The sequence below is a fragment of the Leclercia sp. UBA7405 genome (genome assembly GCF_037152215.1).
Classification (GTDB): domain Bacteria; phylum Pseudomonadota; class Gammaproteobacteria; order Enterobacterales; family Enterobacteriaceae; genus Enterobacter; species Enterobacter pneumoniae.
Genome location: NZ_JBBCMR010000001.1, coordinates 1,898,902 through 1,920,659, shown reverse-complemented (window position 1 = coordinate 1,920,659; position 21,758 = coordinate 1,898,902). Strand labels below are relative to the sequence as shown.

The window sequence follows — 21,758 nt, the reverse complement described above, 5'->3', positions numbered from 1 at the left end:
TGAAATAGCTTATCCTACCGTGACCCTGCGCGCGCAATGGCCTGAATAGCCGGGGTTTATCCCCTTTCTTTACTGATAGTTAATCGGCCATGCTGTCGAAGATGGCCTGAAACGCCAGATGGTGACGGCGAAATAACTGAACCAGCATGGGATCGAAATGGCGTCCGTTGCCTGCGAGGATCACCTCGCAGGCCTCTTCATGGCTGAAGGCGGGCTTATAAATCCGCTTCTGACGAAGGGCGTCGTACACGTCCGCCAGCGCCAGAATACGCGCCTCTACTGGAATCTCCTCGCCGCGTAGCCCCTGCGGATAGCCACTGCCATCCCACTTCTCATGATGGAAGTGGATCATGTTTTCCGCCACGGGCCCCAGTCCCAGCCCCTGAATAACGCGCCAGCCCTTCAGCACGTGCAGTTTCATTTCGCTGAACTCTTCCGGGGTGAGTTTGCCCTGTTTACGCAGAATACGATCGGGCACCGCAATTTTGCCGACGTCGTGGAGTGAGGCGAAGTGTTCGATATCGTGGACAGTACGACGGGGCAGGCCCAGTTCACGAGCCATCATCCCGCAATATTTCGCCACCCGCTGAATATGGCTGCCGGTTTCGTCATCGTGTGCGCGGTTGACCTTCTCCAGCGCCTGCACGATATTGCGATTGACCAGCCGGTTTTTCTGCATGTGCCGCCACATCATCACCAGCATCCCGAGGCTGAATAGCGAGGCGATAAGCAGTATTACGCTGATCATCTTCCAGCTGTTTTTCGTCAGCTCCGGTAAGGTATCCGGTTTTTCCTGCCGTTCGAGCTGCGTGCGGAAACTGGAGAGCCGCTGCACCTGGCTCAGCAGATTATGCAGCGGATGGTCGGGGGCGACCCAGGGACCGATCTCGAACTCTGACCGGGTTACCCCTGCCACTTTGAGCACGCCGCGGAACAGTTCATTTCCGCGAAGGGCGGCTTCCAGCGTACTGAGGTCGCCGAGAATATAATCTATCTCTTTATCTTCTATGGCAGCGATCAACTGGTCGACAGAGGCGCGGTTAACGATCGTCACGTCCTCGCCGAAGCGACGTTGCAGATAGGTTTGAGCAAAGGAGCCCGTGAGTACCCCGATACGCTGATTACGGATACTCTCTTCATCCCACAAAAAGGGGTGGCCGATAAGATTGTAATACGCATTGTGCCAGGGAATGGTGGGCCCAATCTGCCCCTGGGTGAGGTTATCACCTTTCGACTCAGTGATATTGAGTAGCCGCACCGGCCACTGCTGATTTCGCAGGGCAGTTGCGTAATCATCGATAAACTGCACGTCCACTTTCATCCCCAGCAGTTCGCGCATGTCGTTGATCATATTGAGGGCGATGCCATGATAACCCTGACCCTCTCTCCAGATCACCGGGGCGTAGTTCTCATTTTTGGGCAGCCAGACCTGTAAATGATGCTGCTGTAACCAGTCGCGCTCGGCCTCAGACAGCGTGATACGGCTCAGGAGATAATCGCGCTTACTCTCTTCGAGCAGGTGGCGCATCTTTCCGCTACGAAACCATTCGCTAATTAACGTGTTGACCTGCTCCCGTAACGGGCGCAGATCGGGGCTGAAGGCCATGACTACCGGAATTCGAAGTTCGGGGAAGGGGCGGGAGATAACATAATAGCGGGCCGTATTCTCCATCTCGCTGGCGTCATTAATATAGAAATCGGCTTTATTCTCACTCAACAGTCGAAACGCTTCATCGCTGCTGGCCACCTCGCGCAGAGAGCGGAAGGTGAGATCGGGGTAGCGCTGTTTCACGCTTGCGAGGGTAGCGTCGTTTTCGCGAAACAGGACGCGAGCATGGCGTAACGGCTCCAGCGTACTAATCTGCTGTGTCTGGCTGGCGGCTACCACTTCATTATCAAATAGCCGGGAGGAGAGGTGTTTGGTGCGGGCTCGCTGTTCTGTGCGCAAGACGCCCACATAGACTCCATAAGCGTCGGTATTAAAACGCTGGCCAATTTCACTGCCGGAAATCGGACGCAGTTGCAGATTGAGGTTAAAACGTTGATTAAGGGCGGAAACGAGTATGGGATAAAACCCGCGCGCCTCACCCTGCGGCGTGTGCCAGAATTCGAAGCTGTCCGCATTGTAGATCCAGACCGGCACTGCGTCAGCGGCAGGCTCTGAGCTGGCAAGTAGCCAGGGGGTCCATAATGTCGTCATACACAGGATGGCGACACGCAAAGCGGTGAAACGAAGCGTCAGGCGGCGCAAATTCACAGTTAAACCTCGAACTGATGGTTTGTCGTCTTTTTCTTGCAGTCTAGTCAAAAGAAGAGCAGGGCGACTAAGCTTTTTTTCAGGTTGTGAATCCATGCAGCAAAACGGTTAAAGGACGAAACTGTGAGCCCATCTTTATTTTTTAAAACTATTTTTCAGTTAATTTGAAAGTCTGTTTGCTAAGTAGTAAGGTTGAAAAGGTTAGCTATTCACCGCGGGAAAGCCCGCCACGCATTCAGGAGATGAAGAATGAAAATTGCACTGATGATGGAAAACAGCCAGGCGAGCAAAAACGCCATCATCCTCAATGAATTAAACGCCGTTGCCGATGAGAAAGGTTTCCCGGTGTTTAACGTCGGCATGAGCGATGAGCAAGATCACCATCTGACCTATATTCACCTCGGTATCATGGCGAGCATCCTGCTCAACTCCAAAGCAGTTGATTTTGTTATCGCCGGCTGCGGCACTGGCCAGGGTGCACTGATGTCCCTGAACATCCATCCGGGGGTGAACTGCGGCTACTGCATCGATCCGGCAGATGCGTTCCTGTTTGCACAGATTAACAACGGTAACGCGCTGGCGCTGCCTTTTGCGAAAGGCTTCGGCTGGGGTGCAGAGCTGAACGTGCGCTTTATCTTTGAAAAAGCCTTCACGGGGCGTAAAGGCGAAGGCTATCCACCAGAGCGTAAAGAGCCGCAGGTGCGTAATGCCGGCATTCTTAACCAGGTGAAAGCGGCGGTGGTCAAAGATAACTATCTCGACACGCTGCGCGCCATCGATCCGGAACTGGTGAAAACCGCAGTAACGGGTCAGCGCTTCCAGCAGTGCTTCTTTGAAAACTGCCAGGATAAAGAGATCGAAGCCTTTGTTCGCGGTATTGTTGGCTAATTTGTAGGTAGTAATAAAAAGCCAGCAGCAGCTGGCTTTTTTTATGCCTGCTTACCCGAGACGGCGCTACCGGCGTTTTTCGTCAGCCGCAGCGTATCGAACATGCCTGCCAGGCAGATCAGCGCAATCACCACAAACGCCAGCCGGAAGCTAATGCCGGGCAGCGCGTTAATCTCCAGCATCTCGCTAAAAAGCTCGCCAATGCGGATCCCGATTGCGCCAAGCGTGATGCCCAGCCCCACGGCCAGTTGGGTAGCGGTCGAGAAGAGGGTGTTGGCATAGCTCATTTGTGGTGAAGGGACATCTGCAAAAGCGAGGGTGCTAATTGCGGTAAACTGCACTGAACGAAACACGCCGCCGAGATAGAGAATCAGCATAATAAGCCAGACGGGCGTCTCGGGGGTCAACAAGGCACAGGCTAACAGCGCCAGGACGTTCAGCGTCCCGTTGATGAGCAGCAATTTTTTGAATCCCAGCGTGCGAATCAGCGGCGTGGTTGCCGGTTTGATGGTCAGGTTACCGACGAATACCGCCAGCACCAACAGCCCTGAGTGAAACGCATCCATTCCAAACCCCACCTGAAACAGCAGCGGCAGCAGAAACGGCACCGCGCTGATAGAGGCGCGAAATAATGAGCCACCGTACATTGTGACGCGAAACGTCGGCACCTGCATGGCATCGAGGCGGATCATGGGCCATGGTGCCCGCAGGAAGTGGCGCAGAGCCCACACCAGCGTGACGGTGCCGAGTGCCAGCAAACCCAGGGTCAACGCCAGGTCAATCTGCCCGACGCCCAGCGACTCCATGGCATAGACCAGGCTTACCATCGCAATGGCGGTGGCGATAAAGCCTGGCGTGTCAAACGGGCGGCGGGCCTCCTCGCGAATATCGGGAATAATGCGCAGGGCCAGGGCGATAGCTATCAAGCCCAGCGGCACATTGATAAAGAAGATCCAGCGCCAGTTGGCATAGCTGGTAATAAAGCCTCCGAGCGGAGGTCCGATAATGGGGGCCACCAGCGCAGGCCAGGTGAGGGTGGCGATAGCGGTAATGAGCTGATGTTTTGGCGTAGTGCGCAGTACGGCCAGTCGTCCGACCGGTACCATCAAGGCGCCGCCCATCCCCTGCAAAATACGCATGGCGACAAATTGATCGACGCTATTGGCCAGGCCGCAAAATACCGAGGCAAGGGTGAAAATGGCTAACGCAAGCGCAAAGACTTTGCGTGCGCCAAAGCGGTCTGCAATCCAGCCGCTGGCCGGAATGAGCACGGCCAGGGTAATCAGATAAGCGCTAATGCCAATGTTAAGATCGACCGCATGAACGCCAAAGCTTTTGGCCATATCAGGAAGCGCCGTGGCGATCACGGTGCCATCGAGAAACTCCATAAAGAAGGCGCCGGCAACCAACAGCGCGGCGGGCGAGAGCCCACCGGAGGCTTTACCGGTATTGTTTTCTGCCATTTGTCCTCTACCACTAAAAAAATTTTAAATTTTACTGAGATTTGTTTAATTTTAATCTCATGTTTTTGCTTATATTTTTGGTCAAATGCGCCATTTATCTGGCATTTGCATGAGTGATGAGCATCACAAAACCATTGATTTTTGTGATGCAGGTCATATTATAAGCGCATCAACCAAAACACCTGCATATAAAAACAACCGGAGCATACCGATGAAACTGCGCGCAATCCTGAAGAGCATGTGGGAAACCTACTGCAAAACCTTCAAAGACGTCCCGCCTGGCGCGATGTTCTGATAAAAAAACCTGCTGCGGCAGGTTTTTTTATGCCCGAAAACGGTATCCGGGAAGGTGCAAGGGCAGGAGTTTTGCTACTATGGCCGCCTTTCAATAAGGAGAAGCCAAATGTCTCAAAACCTGAGTGCCGATCAGGAGCTGGTCTCTGACGTGGTCGCCTGCCAGCTGGTCATTAAACAGATTCTGGACGTGCTTGACGTCATCGCCCCGGTCGAAGTTCGCGAGAAGATGACCACCCAGCTCAAAAACATCGATTTTAGCAGCCATCCTGCCGCCGCCGACCCGGTCACCCTGCGCGCTATCCAGAAAGCCATTGCGTTGATTGAGCTTAAGTTCACTCCGCAGGGCGAATCCCATTAAAATAAACCGATGTTTTGAATTTAGAAACGATTTTGTGAAGTTTTTAAACGGGCGGCAGCGCGCCGCCCGGAAAGGTTTTTAGAAGAACAACTGCACCAGCATGTAACTAACCGCGCAGGCGCAGCTTACCCCAATCAGCCCCGGTAAGATAAAGCTGTGGTTGATGATGAATCTGCCAATCCGCGTGGTGCCGGAACGGTCAAAGCCGATACAGGCGAGGTCGCTGGGGTAGGTAGGCAGGACAAAATAGCCGTACGAAGCGGGGAAGAAAGCAATCAGCATTTTGGGATCGATGCCCAGCATAAGCCCCATCGGCGCGACGGCGGTTAAGGCTGCCGCCTGGCTGTTCACCAGTTTTGAGACTAAAAACAGCACGAGGGCGTAGGTCCAGGGATGGTTCTTCACTACCCCCTCCAGGGCCATTTTTAACTCTTCCAGATGGGCCTGGAAAAAGGTATCGCTCATCCACGCCACGCCAAATACCGAGAAGATGGCCACCATACCCGCTTTAAAGACCGCGCCATTGGAAATGGATGAGGGATTAACCTTGCAGACCACCAGCATTACCGCACCGGCTATCAGCATCATCATCTGAATGACCAGGTTCATTGAGAGCTGGGTCAGCTTGCCTTTCACCTCAAATGCCGGCCGTAAATCAGGTAACGCCCCCAGCAGAACCACCAGCGCAATACCGGCAAAGAAGATCCACGTTGACCACCAGGCATGTTTTTGAAATTGCTGGTTAAGCAGGGTCTCAGTGCTACCGTAAATAAACTTTCGTTGCTCAGGATCGCTGATTCGCTTCTGAAACGCTTCATCATCGGCCAGATCTTTGCCCCGGCGCAGGCTCCAGAGCGCCGCTATCGCCACACCCGCTAACGACGCGGGTACTGACACGGCCAGAATCTGCAGAATGCCCCACGCCTGACCGCCCCCATGATGCTGGGCAAGGATAGAGATCAGTGACACCACCGCCACAGAGACTGGCGATGCGGTGATCGCCATCTGCGAAGCAACAGAGGCCACGGCCATCGGGCGCTCGGGGCGGATCCCTTTTTTCAGTGCGATGTCGGCGATAATAGGAAACATGGTGTAAACCACATGCCCTGTGCCGCAGAGAAAGGTCAACATCCAGGTGGTAAAAGGGGCCAGCAGGGTGATGTGCTGAGGATGTCGGCGCAGCAGCCGTTCCGCAAACTGCATCATCACATTTAACCCGCCTGCGGTTTGCAGCGTGGCCGCACAGCCGATCACCGCCAGGATGGTGAGCATCACATCGACCGGGGGTTTACCGGGCTGCAGACCAAAAATAAAGCAGAGAATAAATAGCCCAATGCCGCTTATCAGGCCAAGCCCCATACCGCCAAACCGCGTACCTGCCAGCAGGCAGAGGATAATGACCAGAAATTCCATCGTAATCATGAACGCCCTCATCAATGTAAACAGATTTTGCCAAATCATTACATGATGTGTGGGTATTCATTGCGAGCGGGATCGGATTTATTAAAAGTTAATAAAAGCAATGTGTTAGTAACTTTTGCGTAACATAAAAAAGCCCGGCGGAGCCGGGCGTTTAAGCAACAGGAGGATTAATGGTGCTGATGGCTGACAATATTCAGGAGATGTCGGTCGGTCTGTTCCTGACATAAGCCCGCCTGGCGGGCATTCTTCACTTCGTCGAGTACCGCTTTTAATAACAGGCCATCTTGCTGCTGTTCTTGTTTAATTTCCTGCAGGAAATTGAGCGTGCTGCTATCTTTCAGCGATCTGGCATCCTGCGTTAATTCCGCAAGGTTATGATGGCGCTGTTCATAATCTTCAAGCGTTCGCTGAAAGAGTGCTTCCAGCGTGGAGTAATCTTCGTCGCACAAATCAATGGCTTCAAGAACCGGCATGGCGCCAGAGGCTTTTATAAAGTCAAATACGCGCATCATCTGCGTAACGTTGCTCTGCGCCTGGGTACGCAAAAATGTTGCTGTACCATTCAGACTGTTGTGTGAGCACCATTCACTGAGGCGGAGATAAAGATTAGAAGCGTAATACTCCCGATTCATCTGGGTGTTAAGTTTCTTCATCATGACCTGAAAAACCATAATAACTTCCTTTTATTTGGGGTCTTGAACGGGGTAAATTTCACCTCGAAGGGCTTATAAATATAGTTGCTCTTCAGAAGATGAAAGATGAGAAATATTCATTAAATGCACTTAACACAAATTATAATACCCCTGGCGCATTTATAAGAAAATCCTTATAAATATATTCTTACCGTTCATTACTCTTAATTTATAAAACTTAACGCAGGGAAGATATTGACAATTTAGTTGGTAGTTATGTTTCTTATAACATGTTGATATATAAAATTTATTTCCATTTATTGATCCGGATGGGTCTTTATCAATCCCCCCTGTTTCTATGCGCTTGAGAAAAATGATCCAAACAATAAAAACCAGTGTCCCTGTCTCAGTTCACACGCGCTGGTTATTTATTCAGCACAACGAGGGCTAAGCGCCATCTTCAAAAGTCTTTCTCCTGCTTTAGCCCGTTCTGTGATCCATCATGAGGTTTGCTGGCAAAACTTCTGTAAAAATGAAACATTGTTTTATCTTTTGTTGGGTACGGGAGTGGTTTATGGCAAAAGTGGCGGTGCTGCTGGCACCCGGTTTTGAAGAAGCAGAAGCGATTATTACCATTGATATCCTGCGTCGCATGCACATTGAGGTCGAGACGCTGGCGTGCGCTGAGTCGCGCGCGGTAGTGAGTTACCATAATATTCCCATGGTGGCAGACAGCACCCTGAGCGAAAAGCGCGAGACCCGCTACGATGCCGTTGTCCTGCCCGGCGGGCCGCAGGGCAGTGTCAATCTGGCCGCCAGCGAAGAGGTGGTGCGCTTTGTGGCGGCACACGATGAGATGGGTAAATACATCTGCCCCATCTGCTCAGCGGCGGCACGTGTACTGGGCGGCAATGGTTTATTAAAAGGGCGCCGCTATGTCTGTTCAGGCGATCTTTGGCAGGACGTAAAAGATGGCGTCTATATTGATGCCCCGGTTGTAGAAGATGGCCACCTTCTTAGCGGCAAAGGATTAGGGCATGCGTTCGATTTTGCCCTGACGCTGGCGGCGCGTCTTTTAAAAGACGAAGCTCCGGTACGCGATCACGCCGACCATATCTATTACGCCTGGTAATTTTTCTTACGGGCGCTATGGCGCCCATTTCACAAGGATATCATAGCTGAAGTTATGGATTATCCTGCTTACCCCCTCTTGATTTGTCTGACAAAACCCCCTTTTTTTATGTCATTTTTCGCTGAATTTATGTACGCAATTACTGTAATTCTGCCGTGTGATGGCGCTCTCTTATGGATGATTAATTTCCCGCTAAAACTATCTCAAGCAAACGCGCTTTAATCCCTTCTGGCGCTAATGCCTTGTTTTAAGTCCGATAAAATTAAATTTGAATACGTTTTCCCTACAGAAAAGAACATTAAAGCTGGAGTTTACCATGCACAAATTTACTAAAGCGCTGGCGGCCATTGGTCTGGCCGCGGTTATGTCACAATCCGCTATGGCAGAGAATCTGAAGCTCGGTTTTCTGGTGAAACAACCAGAGGAGCCCTGGTTCCAGACGGAATGGAAATTTGCTGACAAAGCCGGCAAGGATTTAGGTTTCGAGGTGATCAAAATTGCCGTGCCGGACGGTGAGAAAACATTGAACGCCATCGATAGCCTGGCGGCCAGCGGCGCGAAAGGGTTTGTCATCTGTACTCCGGATCCCAAACTGGGCTCGGCCATCATGGCGAAAGCGCGCGGCTACGACATGAAAGTGATCGCGGTTGATGACCAGTTCGTCAACGCCAAAGGTCAACCGATGGAGACCGTACCGCTGGTGATGATGGCCGCCACCAAAATCGGTGAGCGTCAGGGGCAAGAGTTATACAAAGAGATGCAAAAGCGCGGCTGGGACGTGAAAGAGACCGGCGTAATGGCGATTACTGCAGATGAGTTGGATACGGCGCGTCGTCGTACTACAGGCTCCATGGATGCGCTGAAGGCTGCAGGCTTCCCGGAAAAACAGATCTTCAAAGTGCCAACCAAATCTAACGATATCCCAGGGGCATTCGATGCCGCGAACTCCATGCTGGTACAGCACCCGGAAGTGAAGCATTGGCTGGTGTTAGGGATGAACGATAACACCGTGCTGGGTGGTGTGCGTGCAACAGAAGGTCAGGGCTTTAAAGCCGCAGACGTTATCGGTATCGGTATCAATGGCGTGGATGCGGTGAGCGAACTGTCAAAAGCGAAGGCTACCGGCTTCTACGGTTCTCTGCTGCCAAGCCCGGACGTGCATGGCTATAAATCCAGCGAAATGCTCTATAACTGGGTGACCAAAGACGCAGAACCGGCGAAGTTTACCGAAGTGACCGATGTGGTGCTGATCACCCGCGACAACTTTAAAGCAGAGCTGGAGAAAAAAGGGCTGGGCGGTAAATAAGTTACTGTGATTGCGCCCTCTGCGCTGTGCGGAGGGCCAGACGTTCACTACTCGATCTTCGGAGACGTTATGCAACAGTCTGAACCCTATCTCTCTTTTCGCGGCATCGGCAAAACCTTCCCGGGTGTTAATGCCCTTACCGATATCAGCTTCGATTGCTATGCCGGTCAGGTTCATGCCCTGATGGGGGAGAACGGCGCCGGAAAATCCACACTGCTGAAAATTCTCAGTGGTAACTACGCCCCTACCACGGGCAGCCTGGCCCTGAAAGGGGAACAGGTCTCGTTTGCTGACACCACCGCCGCGCTGAATGCCGGGGTGGCGATTATTTATCAGGAACTGCATCTGGTGCCGGAGATGACGGTCGCCGAGAACATTTATCTCGGCCAGTTGCCCCATAAAGGCGGTTTTGTGAACCGCTCCCTGCTCAATTACGAAGCCGGTTTGCAGCTTAAGCATCTCGGCCTGGATATTGATCCGCAGACGCCGCTTAAGTATCTCTCCATTGGCCAGTGGCAGATGGTTGAAATCGCCAAGGCGCTGGCGCGAAATGCCAAAGTCATCGCCTTTGATGAACCGACCAGTTCGCTCTCGGCGCGCGAAATCGACAACCTCTTCCGCGTGATTCGCGAGCTGCGCAAAGAGGGGCGCGTCATTTTATATGTCTCCCACCGTATGGAAGAGATTTTTGCCCTCAGCGATGCCATCACCGTCTTTAAAGATGGCCGCTATGTGCGCACCTTCTCTGATATGCAGCAGGTCAATCATGATCAACTGGTGCAGGCGATGGTGGGCCGCGACCTGGGGGATATCTATCACTGGGAGCCGCGTCAGTATGGCGGTGAATTGCTGCGTCTGGAGGAGGTTAAAGCCCCTGGCGTACGCAAGCCCATTAGCCTGACGGTGCGCAGCGGCGAAATCGTCGGTCTGTTTGGCCTGGTGGGAGCAGGGCGCAGTGAATTAATGAAAGGGCTGTTTGGTGGAACGCGTATCACCGAAGGGCAAGTCTATATCGACGGACAGCGGATCGATATTCAGAAGCCTGCTCACGCCATTCGTGCGGGGATGATGCTCTGCCCCGAAGATCGTAAAGCCGAGGGGATCATCCCGGTGCATTCAGTGCGCGATAACATCAATATCTCCGCGCGCCGTAAAACCATCCGCGCCGGCTGCCTGATTAACGATAGCTGGGAGGTGAGCAATGCCGACCACCACATTCGTTCTCTGAATATCAAAACGCCGGGTGCCGAACAGCTGATTATGAACCTCTCTGGCGGTAACCAGCAGAAGGCGATTCTTGGGCGCTGGCTGTCGGAAGAGATGAAAGTGATCTTGCTGGATGAACCGACCCGCGGCATTGACGTTGGGGCGAAACATGAAATCTACAACGTGATTTACGCGCTGGCAAAACGCGGAGTGGCGGTGCTCTTCGCCTCCAGCGATCTGCCGGAAGTACTGGGGGTTGCCGACCGCGTAGTGGTGATGCGGGAAGGTGAAATCGCCGGTGAATTACTTCATGAACAGGCGAATGAACAGCAGGCGTTAAGCCTTGCGATGCCTAAAGTTAGCCAGGCAGTCGCCTGATTAAGGAGAATATGATGTCCTCTGTCACAACTTCCGGAGCGCCAAAATCGGCCTTCAGCTTTGGGCGTATCTGGGATCAATACGGCATGCTGGTGGTCTTCGCCGTACTGTTTCTCGGCTGCGCCATTTTCGTGCCCAACTTTGCCACCTTTATCAATATGAAGGGGCTGGGGCTGGCTATCTCTATGTCCGGGATGGTCGCCTGCGGAATGCTGTTCTGTCTGGCATCCGGTGATTTTGACCTGTCGGTGGCCTCTGTCATCGCCTGCGCCGGGGTCACCACGGCGGTGGTCATCAATATGACCGAAAGTCTGTGGATTGGCGTCGCGGCCGGGTTGCTGCTGGGCGTGGCGAGTGGGCTGGTGAACGGCTTTGTCATCGCCCGCCTGAAAATCAATGCCCTGATCACGACCTTAGCCACCATGCAGATTGTGCGTGGGCTGGCCTATATCATTTCGGATGGTAAAGCGGTGGGTATCGAAGACGAGCGCTTCTTTACGCTCGGCTATGCCAACTGGTTAGGGCTGCCGGCGCCTATCTGGCTGACGGTCGGGTGCCTGATTATCTTTGGTTTCCTGCTCAACAGAACCACTTTTGGCCGTAATACCCTCGCCATTGGCGGTAATGAAGAGGCGGCGCGTCTGGCCGGGGTACCGGTTGTACGCACCAAAATCACTATCTTCGTTCTTTCGGGGCTGGTGTCGGCAGCGGCGGGTATTATCCTGGCATCGCGTATGACCAGCGGCCAGCCGATGACCTCCATCGGTTATGAGCTGATTGTCATCTCAGCCTGCGTTTTAGGCGGGGTTTCACTGAAAGGCGGCATCGGAAAAATCTCATATGTCGTGGCCGGTATCCTGATCCTCGGCACGGTGGAAAACGCGATGAACCTGTTGAATATCTCCCCATTCTCGCAGTACGTGGTTCGCGGCCTCATCCTGCTGGCAGCGGTGATCTTCGACCGTTATAAGCAAAAAGCGAAGCGCACAGTTTAAGCAAAAATCCCCCTCTGGCGACCCAACTTTTAAGTGTAGTTGCCTACAAAACCCCCTTCCAGCCGCAGCGGGAAGGGGGGCTTCAAATGGCGAGCAGCGTCACACTGTCTATACTTACATGGCTGTAGAGATATCCGTTACTTGATATCTCATTAACTGTGAGGAGGACAAGTGTGGCAGATACGTTAACTGCACCGCCTGTGTTAGCTGGAAATTTTGCTTATTTTTTTGATCTCGACGGAACGCTGGCGACGATAAAACCACATCCGGACGAGGTTGTTGTTCCACCTGATGTCTTGCAGGCGCTTAATCAGCTTGCGCTACAAAATCAGGGGGCACTGGCATTGATATCAGGGCGTTCAATGGCCGAGCTTGATCAGTTGGCCGCGCCATACCGTTTCCCGCTTGCCGGCGTACACGGGGCAGAGCGCCGCGACATCCATGATCACTCTCATATTATTTCCCTCCCGACTAGCCTGATTCAATCGCTGCATGCCGAGCTGGCCATCGCGCTTGCCGCATTGCCGGGAACCGAGCTGGAAGCGAAAGGAATGGCCTTTGCGCTGCACTATCGGCGCGCGCCGCAGTATGAGGCGGATATCATGGCGCTGGCGTCCCGCATGGTGGAGAAAACCCCTCAGCTGTCACTTCAGCCGGGTAAATGCGTGGTGGAGTTGAAGCCAAAAGGCATCAACAAAGGTGAGGCCATCGCTGCATTTATGGCAGAACCGCCGTTTTTGGGTAAAACGCCGGTCTTTTTCGGCGATGACCTGACGGATGAGTACGGATTCAATGTGGTAAACCAGGCGGAGGGTTTATCTGTGAAGGTTGGCCCGGGTCATACCGCGGCAAAATGGCGCCTGGAGGGCGTCTCCAGCGTCTGGGAATGGGTTAAACAAGTCGCTAACCAGAAACAAGAAGAAGAAATAGCGCAAACTAACAGGAGAAATCATTATGGGTCGCTTAGTCGTAGTCTCTAACCGAATCGCACCGCCGGACGATAAAAAAGCCAGTGCGGGTGGTCTTGCTGTCGGGGTACTTGGGGCGTTAAAAGCCGCAGGCGGCCTCTGGTTTGGCTGGAGCGGAGACATAGGCAACGAGGATCAGCCGCTTAAAAAGGAGACGCGCGGGAACATCACCTGGGCATCGTTTAACCTTAGCGAGCAGGATTACGAAGAGTACTATTGTCAGTTTTCAAATGCCGTACTGTGGCCAGCGTTTCACTATCGTCTGGATCTGGTTAAGTTCCAGCGTGAGTCCTGGGAAGGGTATACCCGGGTAAATAGCATGCTGGCAGACAAACTGTTGCCGCTGGTGGAAGAGGACGACAGGCTGTGGATACATGATTATCATCTGCTGCCTTTCGCCGGTGAGCTACGCAAACGTGGCGTAAATAACCGGGTCGGTTTTTTCCTGCACATTCCTTTCCCGACCCCTGAGATTTTTAACGCGCTGCCGCCTGCAGAAGAGCTGCTGGAAGCGCTGTGTGATTATGACCTTCTGGGCTTCCAGACCGATAACGATCAGATGGCTTTCCTGGATTGTGTCGCCAGCAAAACGCGCCTGACCAGCCACGATGATGGTTCTTACAGCGCCTGGGGTAAGCGATTCCGCACCGAAGTGTATCCGATTGGTATTGAACCTGACGAGATTGCCGCCGACGCTTCCGGACCTCTGCCGCCAAAACTGGCGCAGCTCAAAAACGAACTGAAAAACGTGAAGAATATCTTCTCCGTAGAGCGTCTCGACTATTCCAAAGGGTTGCCGGAGCGTTTCCTTGCCTTTGAAACCCTGTTGGACAAGTTCCCGCAGCATCATGGCAAAATTCGTTACACCCAGATTGCCCCTACGTCCCGGGGAGAGGTGCAGGCTTATCAGGACATTCGCCATCAGCTGGAGACCGAAGCAGGGCGTATTAACGGCCGCTATGGTCAGCTGGGCTGGACCCCGCTTTACTACCTCAACCAGCATTTTGATCGCAAAATTCTGATGAAGGTGTTCCGCTATGCGGAGGTCGGTCTGGTTACGCCATTGCGAGACGGGATGAATCTGGTGGCGAAAGAGTATGTCGCCGCGCAGGATCCTGCCGATCCCGGTGTGCTGGTACTATCACAGTTTGCCGGCGCGGCGAACGAATTGACCTCTGCGTTGATCGTCAATCCTTATGACCGCGATGATGTGGCGAACGCACTCAACCGTGCATTAACGATGCCGTTAACGGAACGTATTTCGCGTCATGCAGAAATGATGAAAATTATTAAAGAGAACGATATTGATCGCTGGCAGGCGCGTTTTATTGACGATTTAAATCAAATAACCGCTCGCAGCGTGGAGAGCAATCTCCAAAAAAAGGTCGCAACTTTTCCTAAACTGGCCTGAGGTCATACCGCCGGTGGTTTTATAAACCGCCGAGCGGTATTAACAGCACGTCGACTTTAGTGCTGCTAACAATTTTTTTAGCAGAACAGGTAGTCCGGGAAAAAAAGTTTTGATTATGATTGCCACATACCACTAAATCGACCTGCTGCTTTTCACAAATATCGAGAATATATTCGCTCAATTCACCCGTTGCAATCACTGCGCGGGTGAGAGGATATTCTGCCTGCGCGACAAGTTCATTCAAAAATGTCTGCGTTTCTTCCTGTAAAACCCCACGAATATCTTCCAGCATTGGCGCGGCGAGTTGGTTATACATTTCCGGTTCAGCCCTAAGCGTAACCACCGTAATTTTGGCCTGATAAGGGCGGGCGATGGCCACCGCTTTGGCGAGGAGATAGTGGCTTTCAGGAGAAACAGCAACAGAAACAAGCAGATGGGAGTAACGCATTGGACACTCCTTTTTAGCGCGTGAGCGGTCTATTCATCAGCTTTAGCGCGGAATGTTTTTCAGCGCAAGGGGTAGACATGTCAATTGTGTGACGCTAATCATAATTATTCATTAATTATTCTTATAGAAAGAATAATCCGTGTACTGCATAGCAAGTCAAAAAACATGCACTTAACCGAAATAATACAAATTCAATCCACATCGGCCAACCTCTTTTAAACAAAATCAACGACCCAAAAAATGGTAACGCAAGGTAATAGTTTACCCATTGACATGTCCCATGCAGCTGTATTTAAAGAGTATTTTATTAACGTTTCTAACATAGAAATGGTTGATATTGCGTAGGGGGCGATGACGGACGCTCTCGGCAAGATGCGTGCCTGACTTATTAACACTTCTGCATGAGTATTCGTCTGTTCAGAATATATTCTTCCCTTAATCGTTCAAAAAGAGGGCAAATTAGAAGTCATACTGATGGATTTCTGCCTCAAATTCACTTAAATTATGTGACGCGGATCACATTTATTTTAAATTTCAGCGAGGGCTGCATTGTATGTGACAAACCGGACGAGTACAGTTGCGTCGAATTAGGAAAAATCTTAGTTATTTGTAAGAAATGATAAACGCGAAGAAAAGGAATCTATTTTTTCGTGTCGTTCGGACTCTATACAAACCTTAATTCAACTATGCATTTTAGCCTTTTCTTCTTTTTTACCGGGGTTTTTCCCGGCGACATCACGGGGTGCGGTTACACCGCATAAAAATATTAGTTGGTTATTCGGGATGGGAAAAATGCATACATCCGAGTTGCTAAAACACGTTTATGACATCAACTTGTCATATTTATTGCTTGCACAGCGCTTGATTAGCCAGGACAAGGCGTCCGCTATGTTCCGACTGGGTATCAACGAAGAGATGGCGACCTCTCTGGGCGGATTAACACTGCCACAGATGGTTAAATTAGCCGAGACGAATCAGCTGGTTTGCCAGTTCCGCTTCGATAATCCTCAGGCTATTACGCGTCTCACTCAAGAATCCCGTGTTGACGATCTGCAACAGGTCCATACCGGTATTTTACTCTCGACACGCCTGCTCAACGAAATCAGCCAGCCTGATGATGCGGCAAGGAAAAAAAGGGCCTGATAATGAGCGAAAAAAGCATTGTTCAGGAAGCGCGAGACATTCAGTTAGCGATGGAACTGATTACGCTTGGTGCTCGTTTGCAAATGCTGGAAAGCGAGACTCAGCTGAGCCGTGGTCGCCTTATCAAACTGTACAAAGAGCTGCGCGGTAGCCCTCCGCCGAAAGGCATGCTGCCGTTCTCAACCGACTGGTTTATGACCTGGGAGCAGAACATTCACGCTTCGATGTTCTGCAATGCCTGGCAGTATTTACTGAAGACTGGCTTATGCAGCGGCGTTGATGCCGTTATCAAAGCCTACAAACTCTATCTTGAACAGTGTCCACAGCCGGAAGAGGGGCCTTTGCTGGCACTGACGCGTGCCTGGACACTGGTGCGTTTCGTTGAAAGCGGAATGCTGGAACTCTCTCGCTGCAACTGCTGCGGCGGCAACTTTATCACCCACGCTCATCAGCCTGCAGGCAGCTTCGCCTGTAGTTTGTGCCAGCCTCCATCCCGAGCCGTAAAAAGACGTAAACTTTCCCGGGAGGCTGCCGATATTATTCCACAACTGCTGGATGAACAGATCGAACAGGCTGTTTAACCCTTACGTGTGGGCAAGATTCCAGCAGCGGTAAGTGATTACCGCTGCTTTTTTTTACCCGCCGTTTGGCTAAACCTCCCGAGCTGCGCATCCTGCGAAAGTCACTAGCGGAAGGATGATGTCGTGCTTATCTTATTAGGTTACCTGGTTGTTCTCGGTACAGTTTTCGGCGGTTACATGATGACCGGCGGGCACCTTGGGGCACTCTATCAACCGGCCGAGCTGATCATTATCGGCGGCGCAGGGGTGGGGGCCTTTATCGTTGGTAACAACGGTAAAGCGATCAAGGGGACGCTGAAGGCGTTACCTTTGCTGTTCCGTCGTTCTAAATACACCAAAAGTATGTACATGGACTTGCTGGCACTGCTGTATCGCCTGATGGCGAAGTCGCGTCAGCAGGGGATGTTCTCGCTTGAACGGGATATCGAAAACCCGAAAGAGAGCGAAATCTTCGCGAGCTATCCACGTATTATCGCGGATACCGTCATGCTCGATTTCATCGTTGACTACCTGCGTCTGATCATCAGCGGCAACATGAACACCTTCGAGATCGAAGCCCTGATGGACGAAGAGATCGAAACCCATGAAAGCGAATCCGAAGTGCCGGCGAATAGCCTGGCATTGGTGGGGGATTCCCTGCCGGCGTTCGGGATCGTGGCCGCGGTAATGGGGGTGGTACACGCCCTGGCTTCGGCGGATCGTCCCGCGGCAGAGCTGGGGGCGCTGATTGCCCACGCCATGGTGGGTACCTTCCTCGGGATCCTGCTGGCGTACGGCTTTATCTCGCCGCTGGCTTCCGTACTGCGTCAGAAGAGCGCCGAAACCACCAAGATGATGCAGTGCGTCAAGATCACGCTGCTCTCCAACCTTAATGGCTATGCCCCGCCAATTGCAGTGGAATTTGGGCGTAAGACCCTCTACTCCAGCGAGCGTCCGTCGTTTATCGAACTGGAAGAACACGTGCGTGCGGTGAAAAACCCCAACCAACAGACGACCACTGAGGACGCATGAAAAACCAGTCCCATCCCATCGTCATAGTTAAAAAACGCAAACACAAAAGCCATGGGCACGGTTCCCATGGCTCGTGGAAAATCGCGTATGCGGACTTTATGACCGCGATGATGGCGTTTTTCCTTGTGATGTGGCTGATTTCAATCTCCAGCCCGAAAGAGCTGATCCAGATTGCCGAATACTTCCGTACCCCGCTGGCGACGGCGGTGACCGGTGGGCAGCGTATCTCCAATAGCGATAGCCCGATTCCCGGCGGGGGCGATGACTACACCCAGTCCAAGGGCGAAGTGAAACGCGAACCGAACATCGACGAGCTGAAAAAACGCATGGAGCGCAGTCGCCTGCAAAAACTGCGCGGCGATCTCGACCAGTTGATCGAGGCGGATCCGAAACTGCGTGCGCTGCGTCCGCATTTGAAGATCGATCTGGTGCAGGAAGGGCTGCGTATTCAAATCATCGACAGCCAGAATCGCCCGATGTTTAAAACCGGCAGCGCCGAAGTGGAGCCCTACATGCGCGATATTCTGCGCGGGATCGCCCCGGTGCTGAACGGGATCCCGAACCGAATTAGCCTCTCCGGCCACACCGATGACTTCCCGTATGCCAACGGTGAAAAAGGGTATAGCAACTGGGAGCTCTCTGCGGATCGCGCTAACGCCTCCCGCCGCGAATTAGTGATAGGTGGCCTGGACGATGGCAAAGTGCTGCGGGTTGTCGGCATGGCCGCAACCATGCGCATGAGCGATCGCGGCCCGGATGATGCCATTAACCGTCGTATTAGTCTTTTAGTGCTCAACAACCAGGCGGAGCAGGCCATCCTGCATGAAAACGCCGAGAGTCAGAGTGAGTCACTGGATGATTTGAAACAGCCTGGCGCCTTGCCTTCGGCTGCCGTTCCAACATCGCCACCAGCCAATCCGAGGTGATAGCGTGAGCATGGATATTAGCGATTTTTACCAGACGTTTTTTGATGAAGCCGACGAACTGTTGGCTGATATGGAGCAACACCTGCTGGACCTGGTGCCCGAAGCACCGGACTCTGAGCAGCTCAACGCCATCTTTCGTGCTGCGCACTCTATAAAAGGAGGCGCCGGAACCTTTGGTTTCACCATTCTGCAGGAGACGACCCATTTAATGGAGAACCTGCTGGATGAAGCGCGGCGCGGTGAGATGCAGCTCAATACCGATATTATCAACCTGTTTTTGGAAACCAAAGATATTATGCAGGAACAGCTCGACGCCTATAAAAGCTCGCAAGAGCCGGATGCCGCCAGCTTTGAATATATCTGCAACGCTCTGCGCCAGTTAGCGCTGGAAGCCAAAGGCGAAGCTGCGGTACCTGCCGTTGCGCCGGCGAAACTGAGCGTTGTAGAGACCGCCCCTGCCGCGGCGCCAGCCCAGGACGATCGTCTGCGTATCGTGCTGTCTGGTCTGAAAGAGAGCGAAGTTAACCTTCTCGAAGAAGAGCTGAGCAACCTCGCTACGCTGAGCGACGTGGTGAAAGGGAAAGATACCCTTGCCGCGACCCTGAATGGCGACATCGGAAAAGATGATGTTGTGGCGGTGCTCTGCTTCGTGATTGAACCGGATCAGATTAGCTTTGAAACGCCAGTTGCCGTCGAGCCAGCCGCCGTTGAGGTGGTCGCGGTTGCCGAAACCCCGGCTGCACCGGCCGTCGTTCCTGCCGCACCGGCAGTAAAAGCCGCGCCTCGCGAAGCGGCCGCGCCAAACCGCGCGGAAAAACCGGCGGCGCGCTCCAGCGAATCGACCAGCATCCGCGTGGCGGTTGAAAAAGTCGATCAGCTGATCAACCTGGTGGGCGAGCTAGTGATTACCCAGTCAATGTTGGCCCAGCGCTCGAACGAGCTGGATCCGGTCAACCACGGTGACCTGATCACCAGCATGGGCCAGCTGCAACGCAACGCCCGTGATCTGCAAGAATCGGTTATGTCGATCCGTATGATGCCGATGGAATACGTCTTCAGCCGCTTCCCGCGTCTGGTGCGTGACCTTGCGGGCAAGCTGAATAAGCAGATTGAGCTGACTCTGATGGGCAGCTCCACCGAGCTGGATAAGAGCCTGATCGAGCGCATTATCGATCCGTTAACTCACCTGGTGCGTAACAGCCTCGACCACGGGATCGAGCTGCCGGAAACCCGCGTGAACGCAGGCAAATCACCGGTCGGGAATCTGATTCTCTCTGCGGAACACCAGGGCGGAAACATCTGCATCGAAGTGACCGATGACGGGGCAGGCCTTAACCGCGAGCGTATTCTGGCGAAGGCGATCTCCCAGGGGATGGCAGTCAGTGAAAACATGACCGACGAAGAAGTGGGCATGCTGATCTTCGCCCCTGGCTTCTCCACCGCCGAGCAGGTGACCGACGTCTCTGGCCGCGGTGTGGGCATGGACGTGGTGAAACGTAACATCCAGGAGATGGGCGGCCACGTTGAGATTCAGTCTAAACAGGGCACGGGTACCACCATTCGTATCCTGCTGCCGCTGACTCTGGCGATCCTCGACGGTATGTCGGTGAAAGTGGCAGGCGAAGTGTTCATTCTGCCGTTGAACGCAGTAATGGAATCACTGCAGCCGCGCGAAGAAGATCTGCATCCGCTGGCGGGTGGCGAGCGCGTACTGGAAGTGCGTGGCGAGTACCTGCCGCTGGTGGAATTGTGGAAAGTGTTCGATGTGGCAGGGGCCAAAACCGAGGCGACGCAGGGGATTGTGGTCATTCTGCAGAGCGCGGGTCGTCGTTATGCGCTGCTGGTCGATCAGCTGATTGGCCAGCACCAGGTCGTGGTGAAGAACCTGGAAAGCAACTATCGCAAAGTGCCTGGAATTTCAGCCGCCACCATCCTTGGGGATGGCAGCGTGGCGCTGATCGTCGATGTTTCGGCGCTTCAGGGTTTAAATCGTGAACAACGTGTGGCGTACACAGCCGCCTGATACTGTTAAGAAGGTAATAACATGACCGGTATGAGTAATGTAACCAAGCTGGCCGGCGAGCCGTCAGGGCAGGAATTCCTGGTATTCACTTTAGGTGACGAAGAATACGGTATCGATATTCTGAAAGTGCAGGAGATCCGTGGCTATGATCAGGTCACTCGCATTGCTAACACGCCTGAATTCATTAAAGGCGTAACCAACCTGCGTGGCGTCATCGTGCCGATCGTCGATCTGCGCGTGAAGTTCAGCCAGGGCGACGTGGATTATGACGATAACACCGTCGTGATCGTACTGAATCTCGGTCAGCGTGTGGTGGGCATTGTGGTGGATGGCGTCTCTGATGTCCTCTCCCTGACTGCCGATCAGATTCGCCCGGCACCAGAATTCGCGGTGACGCTGTCAACCGAGTACCTGACCGGTTTGGGTGCGCTGGGTGAGCGGATGCTGATTCTGGTGAACATCGAGAAGTTACTGAACAGCGATGAGATGGCACTGCTGGACATTGCCGCGACGCACGTAGCCTGATGTGTAACGGGAGGGGAATCCCTCCCGTTTTTTTTATCCCCTTTTCTGCTTTTTCCTCGTAAAAAAAACGCTTCTGCAAAATATATTTCGCATAAATAGCCCGCCTATCATTTAGCTATCCTTAACTGTTTATTATAAGAATTTAAATATAACCCCTTCAGGCTATTTATCCTGAAAGCTTTCAGCGCCCTGAATTGCGAACATGATCATAAATTAAATCGCTAAAACGCTAAAAAACAGCGATTCAGGAAAAGTAAAATTACATTAAGTTGTTGTTTTTGATGAACATTAAAAATTAACACCCGTTTTTTCCGATAGAGTGCAATAAAAGTGGCTGATTGTCGTTCCGTAAACTAAATTCATTTTAGTGACTCATAAATAACCATAA

General features: G+C 52.6%; 20 protein-coding genes. 15 read left to right on the top strand and 5 right to left on the bottom strand.

Features of this window, described 5'->3' with window-relative positions:
* Window positions 1–79: 79 nt before the first annotated feature.
* Window positions 80–2,257: an HD domain-containing phosphohydrolase gene (locus WFN75_RS09380; RefSeq protein ID WP_336996060.1), complete on the bottom strand. Its 2,178-nt coding sequence runs from the start codon at window positions 2,255–2,257 to the stop codon at window positions 80–82.
* Window positions 2,258–2,506: 249 nt separating this feature from the next.
* Here WFN75_RS09380 and WFN75_RS09375 point away from each other — a divergent pair, with 249 nt between their 5' ends.
* Window positions 2,507–3,145, top strand: a complete 639-nt coding sequence (locus WFN75_RS09375) for an RpiB/LacA/LacB family sugar-phosphate isomerase (RefSeq protein WP_046885073.1) — start codon at window positions 2,507–2,509, stop codon at window positions 3,143–3,145.
* 41 nt (window positions 3,146–3,186) lie between these two features.
* Here WFN75_RS09375 and WFN75_RS09370 read toward each other — a convergent pair whose 3' ends face one another.
* Window positions 3,187–4,608, bottom strand: a complete 1,422-nt coding sequence (locus tag WFN75_RS09370; protein ID WP_336996059.1) for an MFS transporter — start codon at window positions 4,606–4,608, stop codon at window positions 3,187–3,189.
* A gap of 211 nt (window positions 4,609–4,819) precedes the next feature.
* Here WFN75_RS09370 and azuC point away from each other — a divergent pair, with 211 nt between their 5' ends.
* Both azuC and WFN75_RS09360 read left to right on the top strand, forming a co-directional pair.
* The gene (gene azuC, locus WFN75_RS09365; protein WP_154298819.1) at window positions 4,820–4,903 is read left to right on the top strand and encodes a stress response protein AzuC; all 84 of its coding nucleotides are present in this window, start codon (window positions 4,820–4,822) and stop codon (window positions 4,901–4,903) included.
* A gap of 108 nt (window positions 4,904–5,011) precedes the next feature.
* Complete coding sequence (locus WFN75_RS09360; protein WP_046885075.1) at window positions 5,012–5,263, top strand: DUF2766 family protein; 252 nt, start codon at window positions 5,012–5,014, stop codon at window positions 5,261–5,263.
* A gap of 78 nt (window positions 5,264–5,341) precedes the next feature.
* Here WFN75_RS09360 and WFN75_RS09355 read toward each other — a convergent pair whose 3' ends face one another.
* Both WFN75_RS09355 and WFN75_RS09350 read right to left on the bottom strand, forming a co-directional pair.
* A complete protein-coding gene (locus WFN75_RS09355) occupies window positions 5,342–6,685 on the bottom strand; it encodes an anaerobic C4-dicarboxylate transporter (RefSeq protein ID WP_336996058.1) in 1,344 nt (447 codons plus the stop codon).
* A gap of 167 nt (window positions 6,686–6,852) precedes the next feature.
* Entirely contained in the window at window positions 6,853–7,356 is a 504-nt protein-coding gene (locus tag WFN75_RS09350; protein ID WP_336996057.1) for a non-heme ferritin-like protein, read from the bottom strand.
* A 535-nt stretch (window positions 7,357–7,891) separates the two neighbouring features.
* Between WFN75_RS09350 and WFN75_RS09345 the strand changes: the two genes are divergently transcribed.
* The 6 genes from WFN75_RS09345 (at window position 7,892) to otsA (ending at window position 14,713) form a co-directional block, all read left to right on the top strand.
* Complete coding sequence (locus tag WFN75_RS09345; protein ID WP_212475586.1) at window positions 7,892–8,449, top strand: DJ-1/PfpI family protein; 558 nt, start codon at window positions 7,892–7,894, stop codon at window positions 8,447–8,449.
* A 316-nt stretch (window positions 8,450–8,765) separates the two neighbouring features.
* Window positions 8,766–9,755 carry an arabinose ABC transporter substrate-binding protein AraF gene (araF, locus tag WFN75_RS09340; protein ID WP_046885078.1) on the top strand — a complete coding sequence of 330 codons (990 nt, stop codon included), beginning with the start codon at window positions 8,766–8,768 and terminating at the stop codon, window positions 9,753–9,755.
* A gap of 69 nt (window positions 9,756–9,824) precedes the next feature.
* Complete coding sequence (gene araG, locus WFN75_RS09335; protein ID WP_212475588.1) at window positions 9,825–11,339, top strand: L-arabinose ABC transporter ATP-binding protein AraG; 1,515 nt, start codon at window positions 9,825–9,827, stop codon at window positions 11,337–11,339.
* A gap of 14 nt (window positions 11,340–11,353) precedes the next feature.
* Window positions 11,354–12,334, top strand: coding sequence for an arabinose ABC transporter permease AraH (gene araH, locus WFN75_RS09330; RefSeq protein ID WP_336996245.1), 981 nt, complete (start codon window positions 11,354–11,356; stop codon window positions 12,332–12,334).
* Window positions 12,335–12,507: 173 nt separating this feature from the next.
* Window positions 12,508–13,314 (top strand): trehalose-phosphatase, encoded by an 807-nt coding sequence (gene otsB / locus WFN75_RS09325; RefSeq protein WP_046885080.1) that lies wholly within the window; start codon window positions 12,508–12,510, stop codon window positions 13,312–13,314.
* Window positions 13,289–14,713: an alpha,alpha-trehalose-phosphate synthase gene (gene otsA, locus WFN75_RS09320; protein ID WP_046885081.1), complete on the top strand. Its 1,425-nt coding sequence runs from the start codon at window positions 13,289–13,291 to the stop codon at window positions 14,711–14,713. The genes otsB and otsA overlap by 26 nt, the downstream gene beginning before the upstream one ends.
* A 19-nt stretch (window positions 14,714–14,732) precedes the next feature.
* On the opposite strand, the gene uspC is transcribed toward otsA, so the two are convergent.
* Window positions 14,733–15,161 (bottom strand): universal stress protein UspC, encoded by a 429-nt coding sequence (gene uspC, locus WFN75_RS09315; RefSeq protein ID WP_207291984.1) that lies wholly within the window; start codon window positions 15,159–15,161, stop codon window positions 14,733–14,735.
* 792 nt (window positions 15,162–15,953) lie between these two features.
* Here uspC and flhD point away from each other — a divergent pair.
* The 6 genes from flhD to cheW all read left to right on the top strand — a co-directional run bounded on the left by flhD (window position 15,954) and on the right by cheW (window position 21,370).
* Window positions 15,954–16,304, top strand: a complete 351-nt coding sequence (gene flhD / locus WFN75_RS09310) for a flagellar transcriptional regulator FlhD (protein WP_040075078.1) — start codon at window positions 15,954–15,956, stop codon at window positions 16,302–16,304.
* A gap of 2 nt (window positions 16,305–16,306) precedes the next feature.
* Window positions 16,307–16,885, top strand: a complete 579-nt coding sequence (flhC, locus tag WFN75_RS09305; protein ID WP_040075079.1) for a flagellar transcriptional regulator FlhC — start codon at window positions 16,307–16,309, stop codon at window positions 16,883–16,885.
* Between the two features lie 123 nt (window positions 16,886–17,008).
* Window positions 17,009–17,896: a flagellar motor stator protein MotA gene (gene motA, locus WFN75_RS09300; RefSeq protein WP_040075080.1), complete on the top strand. Its 888-nt coding sequence runs from the start codon at window positions 17,009–17,011 to the stop codon at window positions 17,894–17,896.
* Window positions 17,893–18,822, top strand: a complete 930-nt coding sequence (gene motB, locus WFN75_RS09295; RefSeq protein WP_046885083.1) for a flagellar motor protein MotB — start codon at window positions 17,893–17,895, stop codon at window positions 18,820–18,822. Before motA ends, motB begins: the two co-directional genes overlap by 4 nt.
* Window positions 18,823–18,826: 4 nt before the next feature.
* Entirely contained in the window at window positions 18,827–20,845 is a 2,019-nt protein-coding gene (cheA, locus tag WFN75_RS09290; protein ID WP_336996056.1) for a chemotaxis protein CheA, read from the top strand.
* A 21-nt stretch (window positions 20,846–20,866) separates the two neighbouring features.
* The gene (cheW, locus tag WFN75_RS09285; RefSeq protein ID WP_040075083.1) at window positions 20,867–21,370 is read left to right on the top strand and encodes a chemotaxis protein CheW; all 504 of its coding nucleotides are present in this window, start codon (window positions 20,867–20,869) and stop codon (window positions 21,368–21,370) included.
* The last annotated feature ends 388 nt before the right edge of the window (window positions 21,371–21,758 follow it).

Bases quoted from the DNA above. Each gene is read 5' to 3' on its own strand.
- WFN75_RS09355 (WP_336996058.1), bottom strand. From the start codon at position 6,685: ATGATTACGATGGAATTTCTGGTCATTATCCTCTGCCTGCTGGCAGGT.
- WFN75_RS09360 (WP_046885075.1), top strand. From the start codon at position 5,012: ATGTCTCAAAACCTGAGTGCCGATCAGGAGCTGGTCTCTGACGTGGTC.
- cheW (WP_040075083.1), top strand. From the start codon at position 20,867: ATGACCGGTATGAGTAATGTAACCAAGCTGGCCGGCGAGCCGTCAGGG.
- araH (WP_336996245.1), top strand. From the start codon at position 11,354: ATGTCCTCTGTCACAACTTCCGGAGCGCCAAAATCGGCCTTCAGCTTT.
- otsA (WP_046885081.1), top strand. From the start codon at position 13,289: ATGGGTCGCTTAGTCGTAGTCTCTAACCGAATCGCACCGCCGGACGAT.
- motB (WP_046885083.1), top strand. From the start codon at position 17,893: ATGAAAAACCAGTCCCATCCCATCGTCATAGTTAAAAAACGCAAACAC.
- azuC (WP_154298819.1), top strand. From the start codon at position 4,820: ATGAAACTGCGCGCAATCCTGAAGAGCATGTGGGAAACCTACTGCAAA.
- uspC (WP_207291984.1), bottom strand. From the start codon at position 15,161: ATGCGTTACTCCCATCTGCTTGTTTCTGTTGCTGTTTCTCCTGAAAGC.
- araG (WP_212475588.1), top strand. From the start codon at position 9,825: ATGCAACAGTCTGAACCCTATCTCTCTTTTCGCGGCATCGGCAAAACC.
- flhD (WP_040075078.1), top strand. From the start codon at position 15,954: ATGCATACATCCGAGTTGCTAAAACACGTTTATGACATCAACTTGTCA.
- WFN75_RS09345 (WP_212475586.1), top strand. From the start codon at position 7,892: ATGGCAAAAGTGGCGGTGCTGCTGGCACCCGGTTTTGAAGAAGCAGAA.
- WFN75_RS09350 (WP_336996057.1), bottom strand. From the start codon at position 7,356: ATGGTTTTTCAGGTCATGATGAAGAAACTTAACACCCAGATGAATCGG.
- flhC (WP_040075079.1), top strand. From the start codon at position 16,307: ATGAGCGAAAAAAGCATTGTTCAGGAAGCGCGAGACATTCAGTTAGCG.
- WFN75_RS09370 (WP_336996059.1), bottom strand. From the start codon at position 4,608: ATGGCAGAAAACAATACCGGTAAAGCCTCCGGTGGGCTCTCGCCCGCC.
- WFN75_RS09375 (WP_046885073.1), top strand. From the start codon at position 2,507: ATGAAAATTGCACTGATGATGGAAAACAGCCAGGCGAGCAAAAACGCC.
- araF (WP_046885078.1), top strand. From the start codon at position 8,766: ATGCACAAATTTACTAAAGCGCTGGCGGCCATTGGTCTGGCCGCGGTT.